Source organism: Mesorhizobium sp. 113-3-3, assembly GCF_016756495.1.
In the GTDB taxonomy this organism is placed as follows: Bacteria; Pseudomonadota; Alphaproteobacteria; order Rhizobiales; family Rhizobiaceae; genus Mesorhizobium.
The window spans coordinates 2,454,067-2,470,660 of the sequence record NZ_AP023243.1 but is presented as its reverse complement, the minus strand read 5'-3'; the positions used below and the strand labels follow the sequence as shown (position 1 = coordinate 2,470,660).

At 64.3% G+C, this 16,594-nt stretch carries 15 protein-coding genes; 6 read left to right on the top strand and 9 right to left on the bottom strand.

Annotation, left to right across the window (positions count from 1 at the left end; genetic code table 11):
* Positions 1-6: 6 nt before the first annotated feature.
* The gene (locus JG746_RS11985; protein ID WP_202359329.1) at positions 7-1,209 is read left to right on the top strand and encodes a pyridoxal phosphate-dependent aminotransferase; all 1,203 of its coding nucleotides are present in this window, start codon (positions 7-9) and stop codon (positions 1,207-1,209) included.
* 70 nt (positions 1,210-1,279) lie between these two features.
* On the opposite strand, the gene JG746_RS11980 is transcribed toward JG746_RS11985, so the two are convergent.
* A complete protein-coding gene (locus JG746_RS11980; protein WP_244730755.1) occupies positions 1,280-2,812 on the bottom strand; it encodes an MFS transporter in 1,533 nt (510 codons plus the stop codon).
* Positions 2,813-2,899: 87 nt separating this feature from the next.
* Positions 2,900-3,295: a (R)-mandelonitrile lyase gene (locus JG746_RS11975; RefSeq protein ID WP_202358314.1), complete on the bottom strand. Its 396-nt coding sequence runs from the start codon at positions 3,293-3,295 to the stop codon at positions 2,900-2,902.
* A 246-nt stretch (positions 3,296-3,541) separates the two neighbouring features.
* Between JG746_RS11975 and JG746_RS11970 the strand changes: the two genes are divergently transcribed.
* The 3 genes from JG746_RS11970 to JG746_RS11960 all read left to right on the top strand — a co-directional run bounded on the left by JG746_RS11970 (position 3,542) and on the right by JG746_RS11960 (position 8,665).
* Positions 3,542-5,071 carry a putative bifunctional diguanylate cyclase/phosphodiesterase gene (locus JG746_RS11970; RefSeq protein WP_202358313.1) on the top strand — a complete coding sequence of 510 codons (1,530 nt, stop codon included), beginning with the start codon at positions 3,542-3,544 and terminating at the stop codon, positions 5,069-5,071.
* A 199-nt stretch (positions 5,072-5,270) separates the two neighbouring features.
* On the top strand, positions 5,271-7,322 hold the full coding sequence (locus JG746_RS11965) for an elongation factor G (protein ID WP_202358312.1): 2,052 nt from the start codon (positions 5,271-5,273) through the stop codon (positions 7,320-7,322).
* A gap of 842 nt (positions 7,323-8,164) precedes the next feature.
* Positions 8,165-8,665 (top strand): methyltransferase family protein, encoded by a 501-nt coding sequence (locus JG746_RS11960; RefSeq protein ID WP_202358311.1) that lies wholly within the window; start codon positions 8,165-8,167, stop codon positions 8,663-8,665.
* Between the two features lie 37 nt (positions 8,666-8,702).
* Here the strand turns inward: JG746_RS11960 and JG746_RS11955 are convergent, their stop codons facing one another.
* A complete protein-coding gene (locus JG746_RS11955; RefSeq protein WP_010911008.1) occupies positions 8,703-9,599 on the bottom strand; it encodes a LysR family transcriptional regulator in 897 nt (298 codons plus the stop codon).
* Between the two features lie 90 nt (positions 9,600-9,689).
* A complete protein-coding gene (gene trxB / locus JG746_RS11950) occupies positions 9,690-10,664 on the bottom strand; it encodes a thioredoxin-disulfide reductase (protein ID WP_202358310.1) in 975 nt (324 codons plus the stop codon).
* A gap of 247 nt (positions 10,665-10,911) precedes the next feature.
* Between trxB and JG746_RS11945 the strand changes: the two genes are divergently transcribed.
* Positions 10,912-11,391: an Lrp/AsnC family transcriptional regulator gene (locus JG746_RS11945; protein ID WP_202358309.1), complete on the top strand. Its 480-nt coding sequence runs from the start codon at positions 10,912-10,914 to the stop codon at positions 11,389-11,391.
* A gap of 246 nt (positions 11,392-11,637) precedes the next feature.
* Positions 11,638-12,426, top strand: coding sequence for a glycosyltransferase family 2 protein (locus tag JG746_RS11940; RefSeq protein ID WP_202358308.1), 789 nt, complete (start codon positions 11,638-11,640; stop codon positions 12,424-12,426).
* Positions 12,427-12,441: 15 nt separating this feature from the next.
* Here the strand turns inward: JG746_RS11940 and gmhB are convergent, their stop codons facing one another.
* From gmhB to JG746_RS11915, 5 genes are all read right to left on the bottom strand, one after another.
* Positions 12,442-13,095 carry a D-glycero-beta-D-manno-heptose 1,7-bisphosphate 7-phosphatase gene (gmhB, locus tag JG746_RS11935; protein ID WP_202358307.1) on the bottom strand — a complete coding sequence of 218 codons (654 nt, stop codon included), beginning with the start codon at positions 13,093-13,095 and terminating at the stop codon, positions 12,442-12,444.
* Positions 13,088-13,660, bottom strand: coding sequence for a D-sedoheptulose-7-phosphate isomerase (locus JG746_RS11930; RefSeq protein WP_202358306.1), 573 nt, complete (start codon positions 13,658-13,660; stop codon positions 13,088-13,090). Before JG746_RS11930 ends, gmhB begins: the two co-directional genes overlap by 8 nt.
* Positions 13,661-13,667: 7 nt before the next feature.
* The gene (gene rfaE1 / locus JG746_RS11925) at positions 13,668-15,158 is read right to left on the bottom strand and encodes a D-glycero-beta-D-manno-heptose-7-phosphate kinase (RefSeq protein WP_202358305.1); all 1,491 of its coding nucleotides are present in this window, start codon (positions 15,156-15,158) and stop codon (positions 13,668-13,670) included.
* A 111-nt stretch (positions 15,159-15,269) separates the two neighbouring features.
* The gene (locus JG746_RS11920) at positions 15,270-15,902 is read right to left on the bottom strand and encodes a LysE family translocator (RefSeq protein WP_202358304.1); all 633 of its coding nucleotides are present in this window, start codon (positions 15,900-15,902) and stop codon (positions 15,270-15,272) included.
* A 446-nt stretch (positions 15,903-16,348) separates the two neighbouring features.
* Positions 16,349-16,585, bottom strand: a complete 237-nt coding sequence (locus JG746_RS11915; protein WP_202358303.1) for a type II toxin-antitoxin system Phd/YefM family antitoxin — start codon at positions 16,583-16,585, stop codon at positions 16,349-16,351.
* Positions 16,586-16,594: the final 9 nt, after the last annotated feature.

The window sequence follows — 16,594 nt, the reverse complement described above, 5'->3', positions numbered from 1 at the left end:
CTGGTCATGGCCTTTCTTGCCGACACCCTTTCCCGCGTAAAGCCTTCCGCCACCATCGCGGTGACGCAGAAAGCGCGCGAGCTGAAAAATGCCGGCCGTGACATTATCGGCCTCGGCGCCGGCGAACCGGATTTCGACACGCCGGACAACATCAAGAACGCGGCGATCGAGGCGATCCGCCGTGGCGAAACCAAGTATCCGCCGGTGTCGGGCATCGTGCCGCTGCGCGAGGCGATCGCGAAGAAATTCAAGCGCGAGAACAATCTCGACTACAGACCGGAGCAGACCATTGTCGGCACCGGCGGCAAGCAGATCCTGTTCAACGCCTTCATGGCGACTCTGAACCCCGGCGACGAGGTCATCATCCCCCGCCCCTACTGGGTCAGCTATCCCGAAATGGTGGCGATCTGCGGCGGCACGTCGGTGTTCGCCGACACCTCGATCGAGAACGGCTTCAAACTGACGGCCGAAGTGCTGGAAAAGGCGATCACACCGAAGACCAAATGGCTGCTGATGAATTCGCCGTCGAACCCGTCGGGCGCGGCCTACACGCAGGCTGAACTGCGCGCGCTGGCCGATGTGCTGCTGAAGCATCCGCATGTCTGGACGCTGACCGACGACATGTACGAGCACCTGACCTATGGCGACTTCGTCTTCAAGACCATCGCCGAGGTCGAGCCGAAGCTCTATGAGCGTACGCTGACCATGAACGGCGTGTCGAAAGCCTATGCCATGACCGGCTGGCGCATTGGCTATGCCGCCGGTCCGGTCCAGCTGATCAAGGCGATGGACATGATCCAGGGCCAGCAGACTTCGGGCGCCTGCACCATCGCGCAATGGGCTTCCGTCGAGGCGCTCAACGGTCCGCAGGATTTCATCGCCAGGAACAAGGCGATCTTCCAAGGGCGGCGCGACCTCGTCGTCTCGATGCTCAACCAGGCGCGCGGCATTTCTTGCCCGTCGCCGGAAGGCGCCTTCTATGTCTATCCGTCCTGTGCCCAGCTGATCGGCAAGAAGACCAAGGCCGGCAAGGTGATCGACACCGACGAGGCCTTCTGCTCGGAACTGCTCGAGGCGGAAGGCGTGGCCGTGGTGTTCGGCTCGGCCTTCGGCCTCGGCCCCAACTTTCGCATCTCCTATGCGACGTCGGATGCGCTGCTGGAGGAAGCCTGCACGCGCATCCAGCGCTTCACGGCATCGCTGACCTGATCGGACCGACCTGACGACAAGAGAAACCCGGCGCCATCATCGCCGGGTTTCTTGTTAGAGGCCAAGCGCCTTACGCCTGCTGCTTTGCTTGCCTGGCCGAACGCGCCTCGGCCGGCGCCAGAACCACGACCAGCAGTGCGGCGGTGAGGAACGCGGCAATCGCCGCTGTCAGCATGGCGGCGTGGAAGCCGCCGGCATAGGCGGTGGCGAAGAGCTGGTGCACGCCACCCTCGCCGATTGCCGCCTCGGTTGTGAAATCATGCCGTGAGATGGCCGCACGAGCCACGGCTTCGGCATTGGGCACATTGGCATCATCGAGATATCCGGTCAGCAGGCTGGTCGCCCGCATGCTCATCAGCGCGCCAAGCAGCGCGATACCGATGGCCAGTCCGCTCTGGCGGGTGGCGTTGATGACGGCCGACACCATGCCGGAGCGCTCGCGTGGCGCGTAGGACATGGCGGCGGCACTGCCGGTCGGGATCGCCAGCGAGTTGCCGAGACCGTTGATGATGAACAGGGTGCACAGCACCGCGTATGGCGTCGACGGCCCGGCCCAGCACATGCCGAGCATCGAAAGCCCGACCAAGATATAGCCCGCCGTCATCAGGAGCGAATGCCCATAGCGGGCGCTCAGCCGGCCGATCCACGGCGACACCACGATCTGGACAAGGAAGGCCGGCGCCATTCGCAGCCCGGTCTGCGTCGGCGACCAGCCCTGCACCTGCTGCAGGAACATCGAGAAGAAGAAGACGCTGGAATAAGAGGTGAAGCCGAGCGCGAACGAGGCGACGTTGGCGACGGCGAAGCGCACGTCGCGGAACAGGCCGAGCGGCAGCATGGGCCGTGGCGTGCGCGCCTCGAAGCCAAGGAAGACCACCAGGCCAACCACACCGGCGATGATGGCCGTTATGGTCCGGGCATCGCCCCAGCCGCTCTCGCCGGCGGAGATCAGGCCGAAGGTCAGCGCGCCAAGCCACAGGATCGAGAGCGCCAGGCCGACAAGGTCGAGATGGGCATGTTCGGGATGCGCCGTCTCCTCGATCGACACGGCGCCGAGCGCGATGGTGAAAAGGCCGAGCGGCAAATTGATCAGGAAGATGCTCTGCCAGCCGACCGTCTGCACCAGAATGCCGCCCAGCACCGGGCCGACGACCAGCGAAACGGCGGCGAACGAGGCCCAGCCGCCGATGACGCCGGCCCGCTCGCGCGGATCGGGGAAAGCCTGCGTCAGGATCGACAGCGCGCCTGGAATGAGCAGCGAGCCGGCAATGCCTTGCACCACACGGCCGGCCAGCAGCGCCGGCAAATTGGGTGCGATGGCACAGATCAGCGAACCGGCGACGAAGATGCCGACGCCGGCCAGCCATGAGCGCTTGCGGCCGTAGCGGTCGCCGATCAGCCCCGAGGACAGCATGAAGGCCGACAGGCAGAGCGTGTAGGCATCGACCACCCATTGCAGGCCGCCGAAATCGGTGTGCAGCGCCTGCTGGATGGTCGGCAGCGCGACATTGACGATGCTGACATCGAGCAAGGCGACAAACGTGCCAAGATAGACGGCGGCGACGAGCGGCAGGCGGTTCTTCGGCATGGTCTGTCCAAACATTCAGATTTCGCAGCCATCTACGACGGCAGCGAACCGGCAGCAAACCTCTCGGCGCTGTTCCTCGGGTCGTTTCGGCCCGAATAGAACTCAGCCGCCATATTGCTCGCCGGAAACCGCTTCCAGCCAATCGGCATGGACGCCGTCGAGCGCTTCCTGCATGGCCATATGCGTCATCGCCGTCTTCGCCCCGGCACCATGCCAGTGCTTTTCGCCCGGCGAAAACCAGATCACGTCGCCTGCCCTGATCTCCTGGACCGGGCCGCCCCATGTCTGGGCAAGCCCGGCGCCCGAGGTGACATAGAGCGTCTGGCCGAGCGGATGTGTGTGCCAGTGCGTGCGCGCGCCCGGCTCGAAGCTGACCAGCGTCGCTCTCAGCCGCGCCGGCGCCTCCGCCTCGATGATCGGCGTCTGCAGAACCCGGCCGGTGAAGTATTTTTCCGGCGCTATGATGGTCGGCACGCTGCCGCAAGCAATGATCTTCATCGTCTGATCCTGAAACTGGTGGTGAAGCGACCGGCGGCAAACGCCGCAGCTCGTCGAGGCAAACACATTGTCGGCCGATATCGCCCGAGGCGCAACCGGCTGTTTGGCAGCCTGGCGGAAGAACCGGTTTTCTCTTCTTAACCATGAACCTTTCGCGCATGACGGCACGGGGCGAAACAACGGCGAATTCAATGTCTTCTTAACGGCTCGCCACTAGCCGTGAGCCCGCATTGCGGGGGCCGGCGGATGAGCATACTGGCGACGATCAAGGACCATAGCGGCCGGATCTATCGCGGCATCCAGGCCCTGCTTGTGCTCAGCATCGGCGCGGCCGCGCTCGGCGCTTTCGACATCTCGCACAACCTGCCTTCGGGCGTCGCCTTCGCCGTCTCGACCCTGGCCACCGGCCTTGCCTTGCTGGCGCTGATGTACATGCGCAGCAGCATCGTCCATCGCTTGCGCTCGGCAGCGGCGGCCGAAGCGGAGAAACATCATTTCCTGACCAGGGACGCCATGACCGGGGCGATGACCAGGCGCTACTTCCTCGAAGCGCTGGGCGACAGCCTGGGCACGATGCGCGACCGGCGCGAGGCGACTTTGCTGTTGATCGACGTCGATCACTTCAAGCAGCTCAACGACACGTTCGGGCACCAGTTCGGCGACCTCGCTCTGGTGCACCTGGTCAAGACGTCGGAACGCGTCTTTGCCGGCGGCATGGTCGGGCGGCTGGGCGGCGACGAATTCGGCGTCATCATTCCGCATGGCGACCTCGGCGTCATCAACAAGGACATCAGGCAATTGCTCGATACGATGCGCGCCGGCAAATCGCATGAAGGCAAGACCATTCCGCTCTCCATCTCGGTCGGCGTGGCGCTGGCGCCAATCCATGCCTCCAACACGGCGGAGTTGATGCTGGTCGCCGACCTGGCGCTCTATGAAAGCAAGGCCGCCGGTCGTGGCCGCGTCACCGTGTTCGACGAGGAGATGCTGTCCGACAAGCGCTACCGGCGCCTGGTCGAGCGGGAGTTGCGCGCCGCGGTCTATCTGGGCGAACTCGAGCTGCACTACCAGCCGATCGTCAATCCGGACGGGTCCACCTGTGCTCTCGAAGGCCTGATCCGCTGGCGTCATCCGGTTCGCGGGCTGATCTCGCCGGCCGAGTTCATCCCCATCGCCGAACGCTCGACCCTGATCGACATGCTGGGCGAATGGGTGTTCAAGCGGGCTTGCGCCGATGTCGGCCATTTCCCCGGGCGCCGCATCTCCATCAATGTTTCCGGCGAGCAGCTGAAGCGCGACGAGATCGTCACCATGTGTGACCGCGTGCTGAAGGAAACCGGCCGCTCGGCGACACAGTTCATCATCGAGATCACCGAGACCGTGGCGACCGCCGCCACGCCGGAAATCCTGCGGCGCCTCGAAGCGTTGCGCGGTCTCGGCTTCCACATCGCGCTCGACGATTTCGGCACCGGCCATTGCGGCTTCAACTATCTGAAAACCCTGCCCATCGACAGCATCAAGATCGACCGTTCCTACATACGCAGTCTCGCCCACGATCAGGTGGCGCAGATCTTCGTGTCGGCGCTCGCGCAGATCGCGCGCATCCAGGACGTCACCATCGTTGCGGAAGGCGTGGAGACGCAGGAGGAGTTCGCGCTGGCCAAGGCCGCCGGCTGCAACCGTTTCCAGGGCTACTTCTTCGGCATGCCGGCGCCGCGCGACAAGGTGGCGCCCTTGCAGGCCATCGATGCCGGACCCCTGGCGCTGAGCGCCTGAGGACACCGCACGGCAGCGGATTTCTATTTTCCTTGCCCTGCCGGCAAACAAGTGGGACGATGCTTCAGGGCAGGTGGCAACAGGAAAAGAACCCCGCCCGCGACGGTCGAACAGGCCGGCCGCCGCTCAGGACCGATTGACCACGCCTGAACCATGCAAGCAGTCGGTCCCTAGGGAAACGCCTGAGTGGAGGTCAGCCATGGGTACTCGCGCCGGAGGACGACGCACGGGACCGAAATGCATTGCCATAGTCGGTCCCTTTGCAAGCGGTAAGACGACACTTCTCGAAGCCATATTGGCCCGTACGGGCGCCATCCCCCGACAAAATCCCGTTTCATCAGGCAGCACTGTTTCAGACCATTCGCCGGAAGCGCGCGCGCACGCCATGAGCGTCGAGGCGACGATCGCCACCACCGAATTCATGGGCGAGCAGATCACCTTCGTCGATTGTCCCGGCTCGATCGAATTCTCCTTCGAGGCCGAGCCGGTGCTGGCCGCCTGCGACCTCGCGGTGGTCGTGGCCGAGGCCGACGAAAAGAAGATCCCTGCCCTGCAGCTCATCATGCGCAAGCTCGACGATCTCGGCGTGCCGCGCATCCTGTTCCTCAACAAGGTCGACAAGGCGATTGCGGGCGTGCGCGACACGCTGAAGATGCTGCAGCCGGCAAGCTCTGTGCCGCTCCTGCTGCGCCAGATTCCGCTGCGCAAGGACGGCGTCGTCATCGGCTCGATCGATCTGGCGCTGGAGCGCGCCTACATCTACCGCGAATATGCCGAAAGCGAGGTGGCTGAGATACCGGGCGACGACAAGGCGCGCGAACTGGAAGCGCGCTTCTCGATGCTGGAAACCCTGGCCGACCATGACGACCAGCTGATGGAACAGCTGCTCGAGGAAATCGAGCCGCCGAAGGACGCGATCTTCGACGACCTCGCCGCCGATCTGCGCGAAGGCGTGGTGACGCCGGTGCTGATCGGCACCGCCGAGAAGGGCAACGGCGTGCTGCGCCTCTTGAAGGCGATCCGCCACGACGCGCCCGACATCGAGGCGACCCGCAAGCGGCTTGGCGCCCCGGACGGCGGCGCCACCGTGGTGCAGGTGATGAAGACCATCCACACGCCGCATGGCGGCAAGCTGTCGGTGTCGCGCATCCTGTCCGGCCAGGTCGCCGATGGCTCCGAGCTCTGGCTGCCCGGCGGCGACACCGCCAAGGTTTCCGGCATCTACAAGATGCTCGGCAAGGACCAGTTCAAGCTCGCCACCGCCAAGGCCGGCGACACAGTGGCGCTCGGCAAGCTGGACGACGTCAAGACCGGCCAGACGCTGACCTCGGCCAAGGGCGGCACCAAACAGCTGTTCACGTTCGAGCCGCCGCAGCCGGTCTTCGCCTTCGCGCTCAGGCCAAAGGAACGCAAGGACGAGGTCAAGATGTCGGCCGCCATCCAGCGGCTGGCCGAGGAAGATCCCTCGCTCAGCCTGCGCCACAACCAGGACTCGGCTGAGACGGTGCTGTCGGGCCATGGCGAAATGCATCTGCGGGTCGTGCGCGAGCGGCTGGAGGGCAAGAACCAGATCCCGGTCGAAGGCCACGCGCCCGCGGTGCCCTATCGCGAGACGATCCGCAAATCGGCGCAGCAGCGCGGCCGCCACAAGAAGCAGTCGGGCGGCCATGGCCAGTTCGGCGATGTGGTGATCGAGATCAAGCCGCTGCCGCGCGGCTCCGGCTTCCAGTTCACCGACACCATCACCGGCGGCGTCGTGCCGAAGACCTACATCCAGTCGGTCGAGACAGGCATACGCGATTACCTGAAGACCGGCCCGCTCGGCTTCCCCGTCGTCGACGTCGCCGTCAACCTGTCGGACGGCTCCTACCATGCGGTCGATTCCTCCGACATGGCCTTCCAGATGGCGGCCAAGCTCGCCATGAAGGAAGGTATGGCCGCCTGCTCGCCGGTGCTGCTGGAGCCGGTTATGAAGGTCGAGATCGTCACGCCATCCGACGCGACATCGAAGATCATCGCGCTGATCCCGCAGCGGCGCGGCCAGATCCTCGGCTATGACGCGCGGCCGGGATGGCCCGGATGGGATGTCGTCGAGGCGACCATGCCGCAGGCCGAGATCGGCGATCTGATCATCGAACTGCGCTCGGCGACCGCGGGCGTCGCCAGCTATCGCGCCGCCTTCGACCATATGGCCGAACTCACGGGTCGCCTCGCCGACGAAGCGATGAATACCAACGGCAAGGCTGCCTGATTTCGCCGATTAGCCACTCTCTCCCCGTTCACGGGGAGAGATGTCCGGCAGGACAGTGAGAGGCGGCGCCAACGTTGAGGATTGTCGAAGTCCATGACGCGGCAGCAGCAATGCATGTCGCGTCAAAAGCAAAGCGCGGCTTGGACTGACAACGTCCACAAACACCAAAAACGACGCCCGGGGAGCCGGACGTCGTTTTGTTTGCGGACCGTTTTCTTGGGAGGGGAAACGGCAGGTCCGCCGCATGTACGGGCGCCGCTTTCGGCGGGAATAGGTTCGGACGCGGTAGCCGCCTGAGCCCGGGCCGTACGAGTGATGCCCCCATCTCCCGTCCGAACCACACCGCGTCCTGTGCTCTTCATAGCAGCGGAAGGCAGCGTTGTCATGTTACCAGAGGTTACATGACACTGTTACGTGGCAATTCTCGTGAAATTCTCAGCCATCCAGGCAGGATCCGGGCAACAAAAAAGCCGGATCAGTGAAGATCCGGCTGAGTTTGATTGGAAGTGCCTGTTAAGGCTAACCTCCAGAGGGGAACACTCGAGGGCGCTAATGGGAGGAGAACGCGCCCAGGAGATGATCTATATATCTGCTCTTCATGCCCAAGAAACAAGCATCTATTTTGCAACACACGCATGCAAAAAGACGCAGGCTGTGGTCTAACCCATTCAGAGAGCCAATAGGACCAGCAAAATCGCCGAAATTGGGCACGCGACTGGGTCATTGTCGTCATGAAAACGTCATTCCCGGCCGATTTTGCTCTCAAAAGCCGGAAACCGCCTGATGACCTGGAATCAGGCAGTGGCCGTTCAATTCTGAGGCAGCCAGGCGGGAAACAGCCAATGCGTCCTTTTTCAGCGATTGCCGGCAGCGGCATTTTCCTGATCGCAGCGCCAGGTGTGGTTGCCGGACTTGTCCCCTGGCTGCTCAGCGATCGCTGGGGCTTGCCGTGGTCCACGGTGCCGGGCTTCGTTCCTGCCGGCGGCATCCTCATCGTCGCCGCTGCCGTCGTCCTGCTGCATGCCTTCGCCCGCTTCGCGCTCGAGGGGCTGGGCACGCCTGCCCCTGTAGCGCCGACGGAGAAACTGGTGATCGGCGGCATCTACCGCCATGTCCGCAACCCCATGTATGTCGCCGTGCTGTCGATCATCCTCGGCCAGGCGCTGCTGTTCTCGAGCTGGACGCTTGTCGCCTATGCCGTCATCGGCGCTGTCGTCATGAGCTCCTTCGTCAGGCTCTACGAGGAACCGACGCTCGCCAGCCGCTACGGCGCCGACTACGAAACCTACCGCCGCAACGTCCCTGGCTGGCTGCCACGCCTGACGCCATGGCGGAGCGAATAGGCCGCCGCTCACCGCTGCTGCCGTTGATCGCCTTGGGCTAGAAGGACCAGCTGCGCGCCTTGGCAATGATGAAGTCGCGGAACACGTGCAGTTTGGCTTGGTTCTTCATCGCGTCGGGATAGGCGAAATAGGTGTCGAAGGACGGCACCTCGGTTTCCGGCAAAAGCTGCACCAGGCCGGAATCCTTGTTGATCACATAGTCGGGAAGCATGGCGATGCCGGCGCCGCCCTGCACCGCGCGTTTGATCGACAGGATGTCGTTGATCTGCAGCGACGGCACGCGCTGGCCGCCCTCGAAATCGCCGACCGTCTCCAGCCAGTTCAGCTCCGACAGATGCGACGGCACAGGCAGGCCGAAGGTGACGATGCGGTGGTTCCTCAACTCCGAGACCGAGGCCGGCTTGCCATGCTTGGCGACATAGGAGGGCGCCGCATAGAGGTGGAAATGCACGGTGAACAGGCGGCGCTGGATCAGGTCCGGTTGCTGCGGCTGGCGCAGCCGGATGGCGCAATCGGCCTGGCGCATGGTGAGGTCGAGCTCCTCATTGGCGAGGATCAGCTGCAGGCTGATTTCCGGATAGAGTTCGATGAACTCCTGCACCCGTTCGGTCAGCCAGCCGGCGCCGAGGCCGACGGTCGTCGTCACGCGGAGCACGCCGGAGGGCCGATCCTTGGTCTCGGTCAGGCGCGACTTGATGGTCTCGAGCTTCATCAGCACGTCATGCGCCGTGCGGAACAGCATCTCGCCCTGCTCGGTCAGCACCAGGCCGCGCGCATGGCGGTTGAACAGCGGCACGCCGACATCGTGCTCGAGCGCGCTGACCTGCCGCGAGATCGCCGATTGCGACAGGTGCAGTGTCTCGGCCGCGTGCGTAAACGACCCCGCTTCCGCCGCAGCGTGAAACACGCGTAGCTTGTCCCAGTCCAACGCCATGATTCCCCTCGTTCTGTTTGGCGTCTGAATGAAAAATCAGGCTTTTACACGGCGTTTCTAAGCCGTTTTTTTAACAGTTTAAAGTGGCCCTTATTCCGCGGCTTCGCGATGCACCTCGATGCCGGCCAGATACTTTTCCGCTTCGAGTGCCGCCATGCAGCCGAGCCCCGCCGCCGTCACCGCCTGGCGGTAGACATCGTCGGTCACGTCGCCGGCCGCGAACACGCCGGGCACGTCGGTGCGGGTCGAATCCGGCGCCGTCCACAGGTAGCCATTAGGCTTCTGCTTCAGCTTGCCGACGAACAGCTCGACCGCCGGCGCATGGCCGATCGCCACAAACACGCCGTCGACCTTGAGGTGGCTTTCGGCGCCGGTCACCGCATGCTTGAGCTTCAGCCCCTCGACCGACGGCGGCAGCGGCGCCTTGCCGGGGCGGCCGGTGATTTCGTCGACCACCGTGTCCCAGATGACGCGGACATTGTCCTTCTGCAGCAGCCGCTCGCGCAGGATGCGCTCGGCGCGGAAGTCGCTGCGCCTGTGGATGACCGTGACGCTCTTGGCGAGGTTCGACAGATAGAGCGCCTCCTCCACCGCCGAATTGCCGCCGCCGACCACCGCGACATCCTTGCCGCGGTAGAAGAAGCCGTCACAGGTGGCGCAGGCCGAGACGCCGAAGCCCATGAAATCCTGCTCGGTCGGAATGCCCAGCCACTTGGCCTGCGCGCCGGTGGCAATGATCAGCGCGTCGGCGGTGTAGGTGGTGCCGGAATCGCCCTTGGCGCGGAACGGCCGCACGTTGAGGTCGACCTCGGTGATGATGTCGTTGATGATATCGGTGCCGACATGTTCGGCCTGCTTGAGCATCTGTTCCATCAGCCACGGCCCCTGGATGGGATCGGCGAAGCCGGGATAGTTCTCGACATCGGTGGTGATCATCAGCTGGCCGCCCTGCTGCAGGCCGGCGACCAGCATCGGCTTCAGCATGGCGCGTGCGGCATAGACCGCCGCCGTATAGCCGGCCGGACCGGAACCGATGATAAGAACAGGCGCGTGCTTGGTGGTCATCTAGAACCTCTGCGGGGCGGACAGTGCCTTGGAAAAAGACGTGGAATTCGCGCTTAATGTAAGGGTTGCCAACCACGCCAGCAAGACGAACGGGCCGTCGTCCCCGGAAAGCTTCGGCCCAAGCAGTTATTCGCGTGATCGCCGCTTTCGTTACCGTCCAAAAATCGCGTTGATCAGGGCTGGCGCCGACACAAAAGTCGTTTAATTACAAAATCGCGAAAGATTCTTGCGCCGAGCTGAGACAGCCATGCCCCTGAAAGCCGACCTCGACGCCATCGACTGGAAGATCCTGCGCGAGCTGCAGGCGGACGGGCGCATGACCAATGTCGAGCTGTCGAACCGCGTCGGCATTTCGGCCCCGCCCTGCCTGCGCCGGGTCAAGCGGCTGGAGGAGGCCGGCATCATCCGCGGCTACCGCGCGCTGCTCAATGCGCCGGCGCTCGGCCTCGATGTCGTCGCCTTTTGCCTGGTCGGCCTGCACCATCAGGCCGATGCCGAACTGCGCACCTTCGCCGAGCGCACGCGCGGCTGGCCGATCGTGCGCGATGCCTGGATGGTCTCGGGCGAATCCGATTTCCTGCTGCACTGCGTGGCAAGCGACCTCGGCACCTTCCAGACCTTCGTCATCGAGGAGCTGACCTCGACGCCGAACGTCGACACGGTGCGCACCGCGCTCACCATCCGCCGGGTCAAGGATGAAGGCCTGGTTTCCTTCGAGCGCTCCTGAGGCCTGGTGAACGCCCGTGCGCCGGCGAATTCCTGCCTTCGCCACACCGCCGCCGCGTTGGTATTCGACAGACGCTGATGTACAAGGCTGGACGGCTCTGCCGGACTTCGCCGCTTGACTGACCGCTTGATTGGTTTCTCAAGCAATTCCAGGGAAAGTGTGTAACGGTTTTCCGCGCGGATTTGCTTTGGGAACAAATGGCGAAAGCAGCGTTGCTCTGGGGGGGCCTGCCATGGGAAGGGGACCATGACTCGATTTGCAAGCCCGGTCTCGGCGCTTATCATCTGCGTGAACGAGGCCGACATGATCGGCCCGTGCCTGGAAAGCATCGACTTCTGCGCCGAGATCATCATCGTCGATTCCGGTTCGACGGACGGCACGATCGAATGCGTCGAAAGCTACATCGCCAAGGGCTACCCGATAAGGCTGCTGCGCAATGACTGGCCGGGTTTCCCCCGCCAGCGGCAATTCTCGCTCGACCATGCAACCCAGCCCTGGTGTCTTTCGATCGACCCGGATGAGCGCGTCGACGACCAGCTGCGGCAGTCGATCGTGGCCATCACGCAAGGCTCCGACAACAAGATCAGCGGCTGGTACATCCGCCGCCGTGACTGGCTGAAGGGCTACGGCTACGCGCACCGCTGGGTGCTGCACAACAGGCTGATGCGGCTTTTCCGCAGGCAGGGCGCCACCATCGATCTCACCGCGCGGGTGCACGAAGCCTTCCACGTGCCTGGCGAGACCGGGACGATCCAGGAGGGGGTCCTGCTGCATCGCCGTGAAATATCGGTCGAGGAGGATCTCGCCCGGGCCAACGCCTATTCCAGCCTCAAGGCCGTCACGCTGGTCGAGAAAGGCAAGAAGCCTGGCCTGGTGCGGCTGGTGCTGTCGCCGTTCGGCAACTTCCTGAAATTCTACCTGGCCAAGCGCTACTTCCTGTGCGGCCGGCACGGCTTCGTCTACTCGATGTCGGTGATGATCTATTCCTTCGCCACCGAGGCAAAACTCTACGAGGCCTCGGACGATCCTGCGTGAGCTCTCAGGCCTGGGTCAGGACCGGTTGGCCCGGCCGAGCGCTTCAATGGCTGCGATGAGGTCACCGAGGTCGCCGCTGTCCCGCAGGGGCCTGATGGCGAAGCCGGGTTGAACCGCCGCCTCGCCGTCGACCAGCCAGCCCTGTGCGAGACCGGCGCGCTTTCCAGCCTGCATGTCGGCAAGCTTGTCGCCGACGATCAGCGAGCGCTGGAGATCCAGAGCAAGGCGGTTGCCCGCCTCGGCCAGCATGCCCGGATTGGGCTTGCGCATCGGATGATCTGATATGGCGAGCGGCCCGACACCCGCCTCGTGGTAGGCGCAGGCGAGCACCATGTCGACGAACACGCCCTGATCGGCCAGCAGCTCAAGCACGCGGCCATTCACCGCCGCAAAGGCGCTCCAGTCGAAATAGCCGCGCGCGATGCCGGACTGGTTGGTGACCACGACAACCGGGATTCCGGCCCGATTGGCGGCCGCGATCGCCGGCAGCATCTGTGGCCTGAGCACAATTTCGGCCGGATCGCTGGGATAGTCGGTGTCGACGTTGATGGTGCCGTCGCGGTCGAGGAACAGCGCCGGCAGGTGCGGCGGGAGGGCCCGGCCGCCGATGCGCTCGACCCACAGGCCCGGCTCGGTCAGCTTGTTTGGCGTCCCCGTCTTGTCAGCCATTCGACAGGCGCGCTTCGACCACTTCGCAGAGGTGATGATAGAGGCACAGATGCCCCTGCTGGATGATCGGCGTCGAGGTCGAGGGCACGTTGAGCAGGATATCGCAGAACGGCTTGAGCTTGCCGCCGGTGTCGCCGGTCAGGCCGATCACCGTCATGTCCATCATCCGCGCCTGTTCGGCGGCGGCGAGGATGCTCGGCGAATTGCCGCTGGTCGAGATCGCCAGAAGCACGCCGCCGGCCGACCCATGTGCCTCGACCTGGCGCGAGAACACCGTGTCGAAGCCGTAATCATTGCCCCAGGCGGTCAGCACCGCGGCATTGGCCGGCAGCGCGATGACATTGTAGGCCTTGCGCTCCTTGAGGAAGCGGCCGACCAGTTCGCCGGCGATATGGATTGCATCGCTGGCCGAGCCGCCATTGCCGGCGATCAGCAAGGCCTTGCCCGATGAAAGTGCCGCCACCACGGCGCTCGCCGCCCGCTCCATCTCGCCGGTCAAATCGCGCTCGACCATCGCCGTGATCGCGGCCGCCGAGCGGACCAGATAGTCGTTCAGTTCAGACATGAAACCCTCAGCTTGTAGAGCCGGCGCGCAATTTGCCGATGGTGCCGGTGGTGCTCTTGCCGGCGACGAGATCGACCAGCACGACGCGCCCGCCGGCCTTCTGCACCACATCGGCGCCGACCACGGTGTCGATCGTATAATCCGCGCCCTTGACCAGGATGTCGGGCAGCAGCGCCTCGATCAGCGCCAGCGGCGTGTCCTCCTCGAAGACAACGACGGCATCGACCGAGGCGAGCGCGGCAAGCACGCAGGCGCGGTCATGCTGGTCGTTGACCGGGCGGCCCTGCCCTTTCAGCCGCCGCACCGAGGCATCGCTGTTCAGGCCGAGCACCAGCCGGTCGCACTGGCTGCGCGCCGCGTGCAGCAGGCTGACATGACCGGCATGGAGGATATCGAAACAGCCATTGGTGAAACCGACGCTCAGGCCCTCTTCCTTCCAGGCCGCCACCATGCGCGCGGCCGATGCGGCATCGAGGATGGCATCCTTGTGGGCGGTCGGTCCGTGCGAGCGAAACAGCGCGCCGGTAAGCTCCTCGACCGTCAGCCGCGCGGTGCCGCGTTTTCCCACCACGACGCCGCCGGCGGCATTGGCGATCGAGGCCGCAGCGACCGGATCGGCGCCCGACGCGAGCGCCAGCGCGAAGGTCGCGATCACCGTATCGCCGGCGCCCGAGACGTCGAACACTTCGCGTGCCTGGGTGGCGATGTGGCGCGCCTCATCCGGGCCGACCACGCTCATGCCCTTTTCACTGCGGGTGGCGACGACAAAGTCGAAGCCGTGGGCCGCTATCAGCTCCCGCGCGGCCGCGACGATCTCGTCATCGGCGAACACCGCGTGGCCGACGGCCTCGCCAAGTTCCTTGCGGTTGGGGGTGATGGCGGTCGCGCCGGCATAGCGCGCATAGTCGCGGCCCTTGGGATCGACCAGCACCGGCTTGCCGGCCTCGCGGCAAATGGCGATCAGCTCGGCGGCGACGCCATCGAGCAGGATGCCCTTGCCGTAATCGGACAGGATGACGATGTCGGCTCCCGCGAGTGCTGCACGGAAATGTCGGACCAGCTCCGCCCGCTCAGCCTCGTCCAGTGGCTTGATCTCTTCCTCGTCGAAGCGCAGCACCTGCTGGTTGAGCGCGCTGAAGCGGCTCTTCGAGGAGGTCATGCGGCCGCGCTGCTGCGAAAGCCCCGCTGTCTCGGCGCCAAGCTCGCCGAGCATGCGCACCAGGCTGTCGCCGGCCGTGTCCATACCGATCACCGAAACCGGAATGGCCCGCGCGCCAAGCGAGACGATGTTGGCCACGACATTGCCGGCGCCGCCCATGGCCGAGGTCTCGCCACGCCCATGCAGCACCGGGATCGGCGCCTCAGGCGAAATCCGCTCGATGACGCCATTGACGAAGCGGTCGAGGATAAGGTCGCCGACCACCAGCACGGTGACGCCGCCAAAGCGGGCAATGGCGCGGTGCAGGGGTTCGGGAGAAGGCGGATTGTGCTTGATCATATCACTGGCAACGCGCGGGGAAAAACAGTCGCTGAAACATATAGGGTGCCGACAGGCGGTCGTTCATGCCTGCCGATATACCGCAATTCGAACCGGCGCAACGGCGCCGCGTCAGCTCTTCTGCAGGGCAACGTGGACGCCGAGCCCGACCAGCACCGCACCGCCGGCCCGCTGCATCAGCCGCTGCGCCCGGCTCGAACGCCGCAGCCGGCCGATCACTAGGCCGGCGAGGAACACGCAGACGAGGTCGGCCGAGGAGAACATCAGATTGACGATGGTTCCCAAAACGACGAATTGCAGCCAAACCGGAAAGGTCGCCGAGGCGTCGATGAACTGCGGCAGGAAGGCCATGAAGAAGATCGCCGTCTTGGGATTGAGCACCTCGACGGTGATGCTCTCGAAGAAGGCGCGGCGGGCCGATTTCCGTTCGATGGCGGGCAGCGCCACATCGCCTTCCACGCGCTTGCGGAACAGCGAAACACCGAGCCAGATCAGATAGAGCGCGCCGACCAGCTTGACCGCCATGTAGAGCGGCGGCACGGCATGGAACAGCACCGACAGGCCGGCGGCGGCGGCAAAGACATGCACATAGCCGCCGAGATGGATGCCGAGTGCCGCCGTCAGTCCCGACCAGCGCCCCCGCGCCACCGTCTGCGCCGCCGCATAAAGCATGGCCGGACCGGGGATGTAGGCGAAGATCGCCGTGGTGGCGAAAAACGCAATGAGCAGTTCAGTCGACGGCATGTTTGTCCCTCATGATCCTGCCCTGCCCGATTGCGACCGTTCAGTCAGCCCGTGGGATTGCTTTGGATTGGCCTGCGCGAACAGCTGCAATGAAAGCCGACATGACTTTTCTGTGGAATGACGGACTGAAAGCACCGATGCGCGCACCCGGTTCAAAATAGGCCGACGATTCCAGAATATCGTGGTTGTACTCGTCGACTATGACCCAAAGGGGGATAGGGTCAAGGCCAGCGCGGTGGCGTTCAATTTCTGGGACGCCAACGGCCACGCGATCACGGCCGGGCTGGGTGGAGGTGATTGCAAGGATAAAAAGGTTCGTGCCTCCGGCTTTTCCCGGAAGAACGGCGACGAAGGCGACAGGCCGCGTCTTGCGGCCTTCGGTCTAGCCGTCTCCATGCTGGCGATGCCACAGATACGGATATCGCCAGACGTCCGCGGCGACGGGTTTAATCACGGTCCAATTCCGCAGCGTATTCCTCAAGCATCTCGACATGTTCGGACGGAGCATCCTCCGCCGCGTAGACTCGGCGGCTGTCGCTCCCGAAGCGAGCCTCGTAGGCCTCGATGCTCATCAGGACATATCGCGGCTTGTTGTGACGAGTGATGGACACAGGCTGTTGGCTCGCGGCGGCAAGCACGTCACCGAGATTCTGTTTCAGATCGGTCGATGGGTAGTGTTTCATTGGGCACTC

Bases quoted from the DNA above. Each gene is read 5' to 3' on its own strand.
- JG746_RS11985 (WP_202359329.1), top strand. From the start codon at position 7: ATGGCCTTTCTTGCCGACACCCTTTCCCGCGTAAAGCCTTCCGCCACC.
- JG746_RS11965 (WP_202358312.1), top strand. From the start codon at position 5,271: ATGGGTACTCGCGCCGGAGGACGACGCACGGGACCGAAATGCATTGCC.
- JG746_RS11955 (WP_010911008.1), bottom strand. From the start codon at position 9,599: ATGGCGTTGGACTGGGACAAGCTACGCGTGTTTCACGCTGCGGCGGAA.
- JG746_RS11975 (WP_202358314.1), bottom strand. From the start codon at position 3,295: ATGAAGATCATTGCTTGCGGCAGCGTGCCGACCATCATAGCGCCGGAA.
- JG746_RS11940 (WP_202358308.1), top strand. From the start codon at position 11,638: ATGACTCGATTTGCAAGCCCGGTCTCGGCGCTTATCATCTGCGTGAAC.
- JG746_RS11960 (WP_202358311.1), top strand. From the start codon at position 8,165: ATGCGTCCTTTTTCAGCGATTGCCGGCAGCGGCATTTTCCTGATCGCA.
- JG746_RS11970 (WP_202358313.1), top strand. From the start codon at position 3,542: ATGAGCATACTGGCGACGATCAAGGACCATAGCGGCCGGATCTATCGC.
- trxB (WP_202358310.1), bottom strand. From the start codon at position 10,664: ATGACCACCAAGCACGCGCCTGTTCTTATCATCGGTTCCGGTCCGGCC.
- JG746_RS11945 (WP_202358309.1), top strand. From the start codon at position 10,912: ATGCCCCTGAAAGCCGACCTCGACGCCATCGACTGGAAGATCCTGCGC.
- JG746_RS11930 (WP_202358306.1), bottom strand. From the start codon at position 13,660: ATGTCTGAACTGAACGACTATCTGGTCCGCTCGGCGGCCGCGATCACG.
- rfaE1 (WP_202358305.1), bottom strand. From the start codon at position 15,158: ATGATCAAGCACAATCCGCCTTCTCCCGAACCCCTGCACCGCGCCATT.
- JG746_RS11915 (WP_202358303.1), bottom strand. From the start codon at position 16,585: ATGAAACACTACCCATCGACCGATCTGAAACAGAATCTCGGTGACGTG.
- JG746_RS11980 (WP_244730755.1), bottom strand. From the start codon at position 2,812: ATGTTTGGACAGACCATGCCGAAGAACCGCCTGCCGCTCGTCGCCGCC.
- gmhB (WP_202358307.1), bottom strand. From the start codon at position 13,095: ATGGCTGACAAGACGGGGACGCCAAACAAGCTGACCGAGCCGGGCCTG.
- JG746_RS11920 (WP_202358304.1), bottom strand. From the start codon at position 15,902: ATGCCGTCGACTGAACTGCTCATTGCGTTTTTCGCCACCACGGCGATC.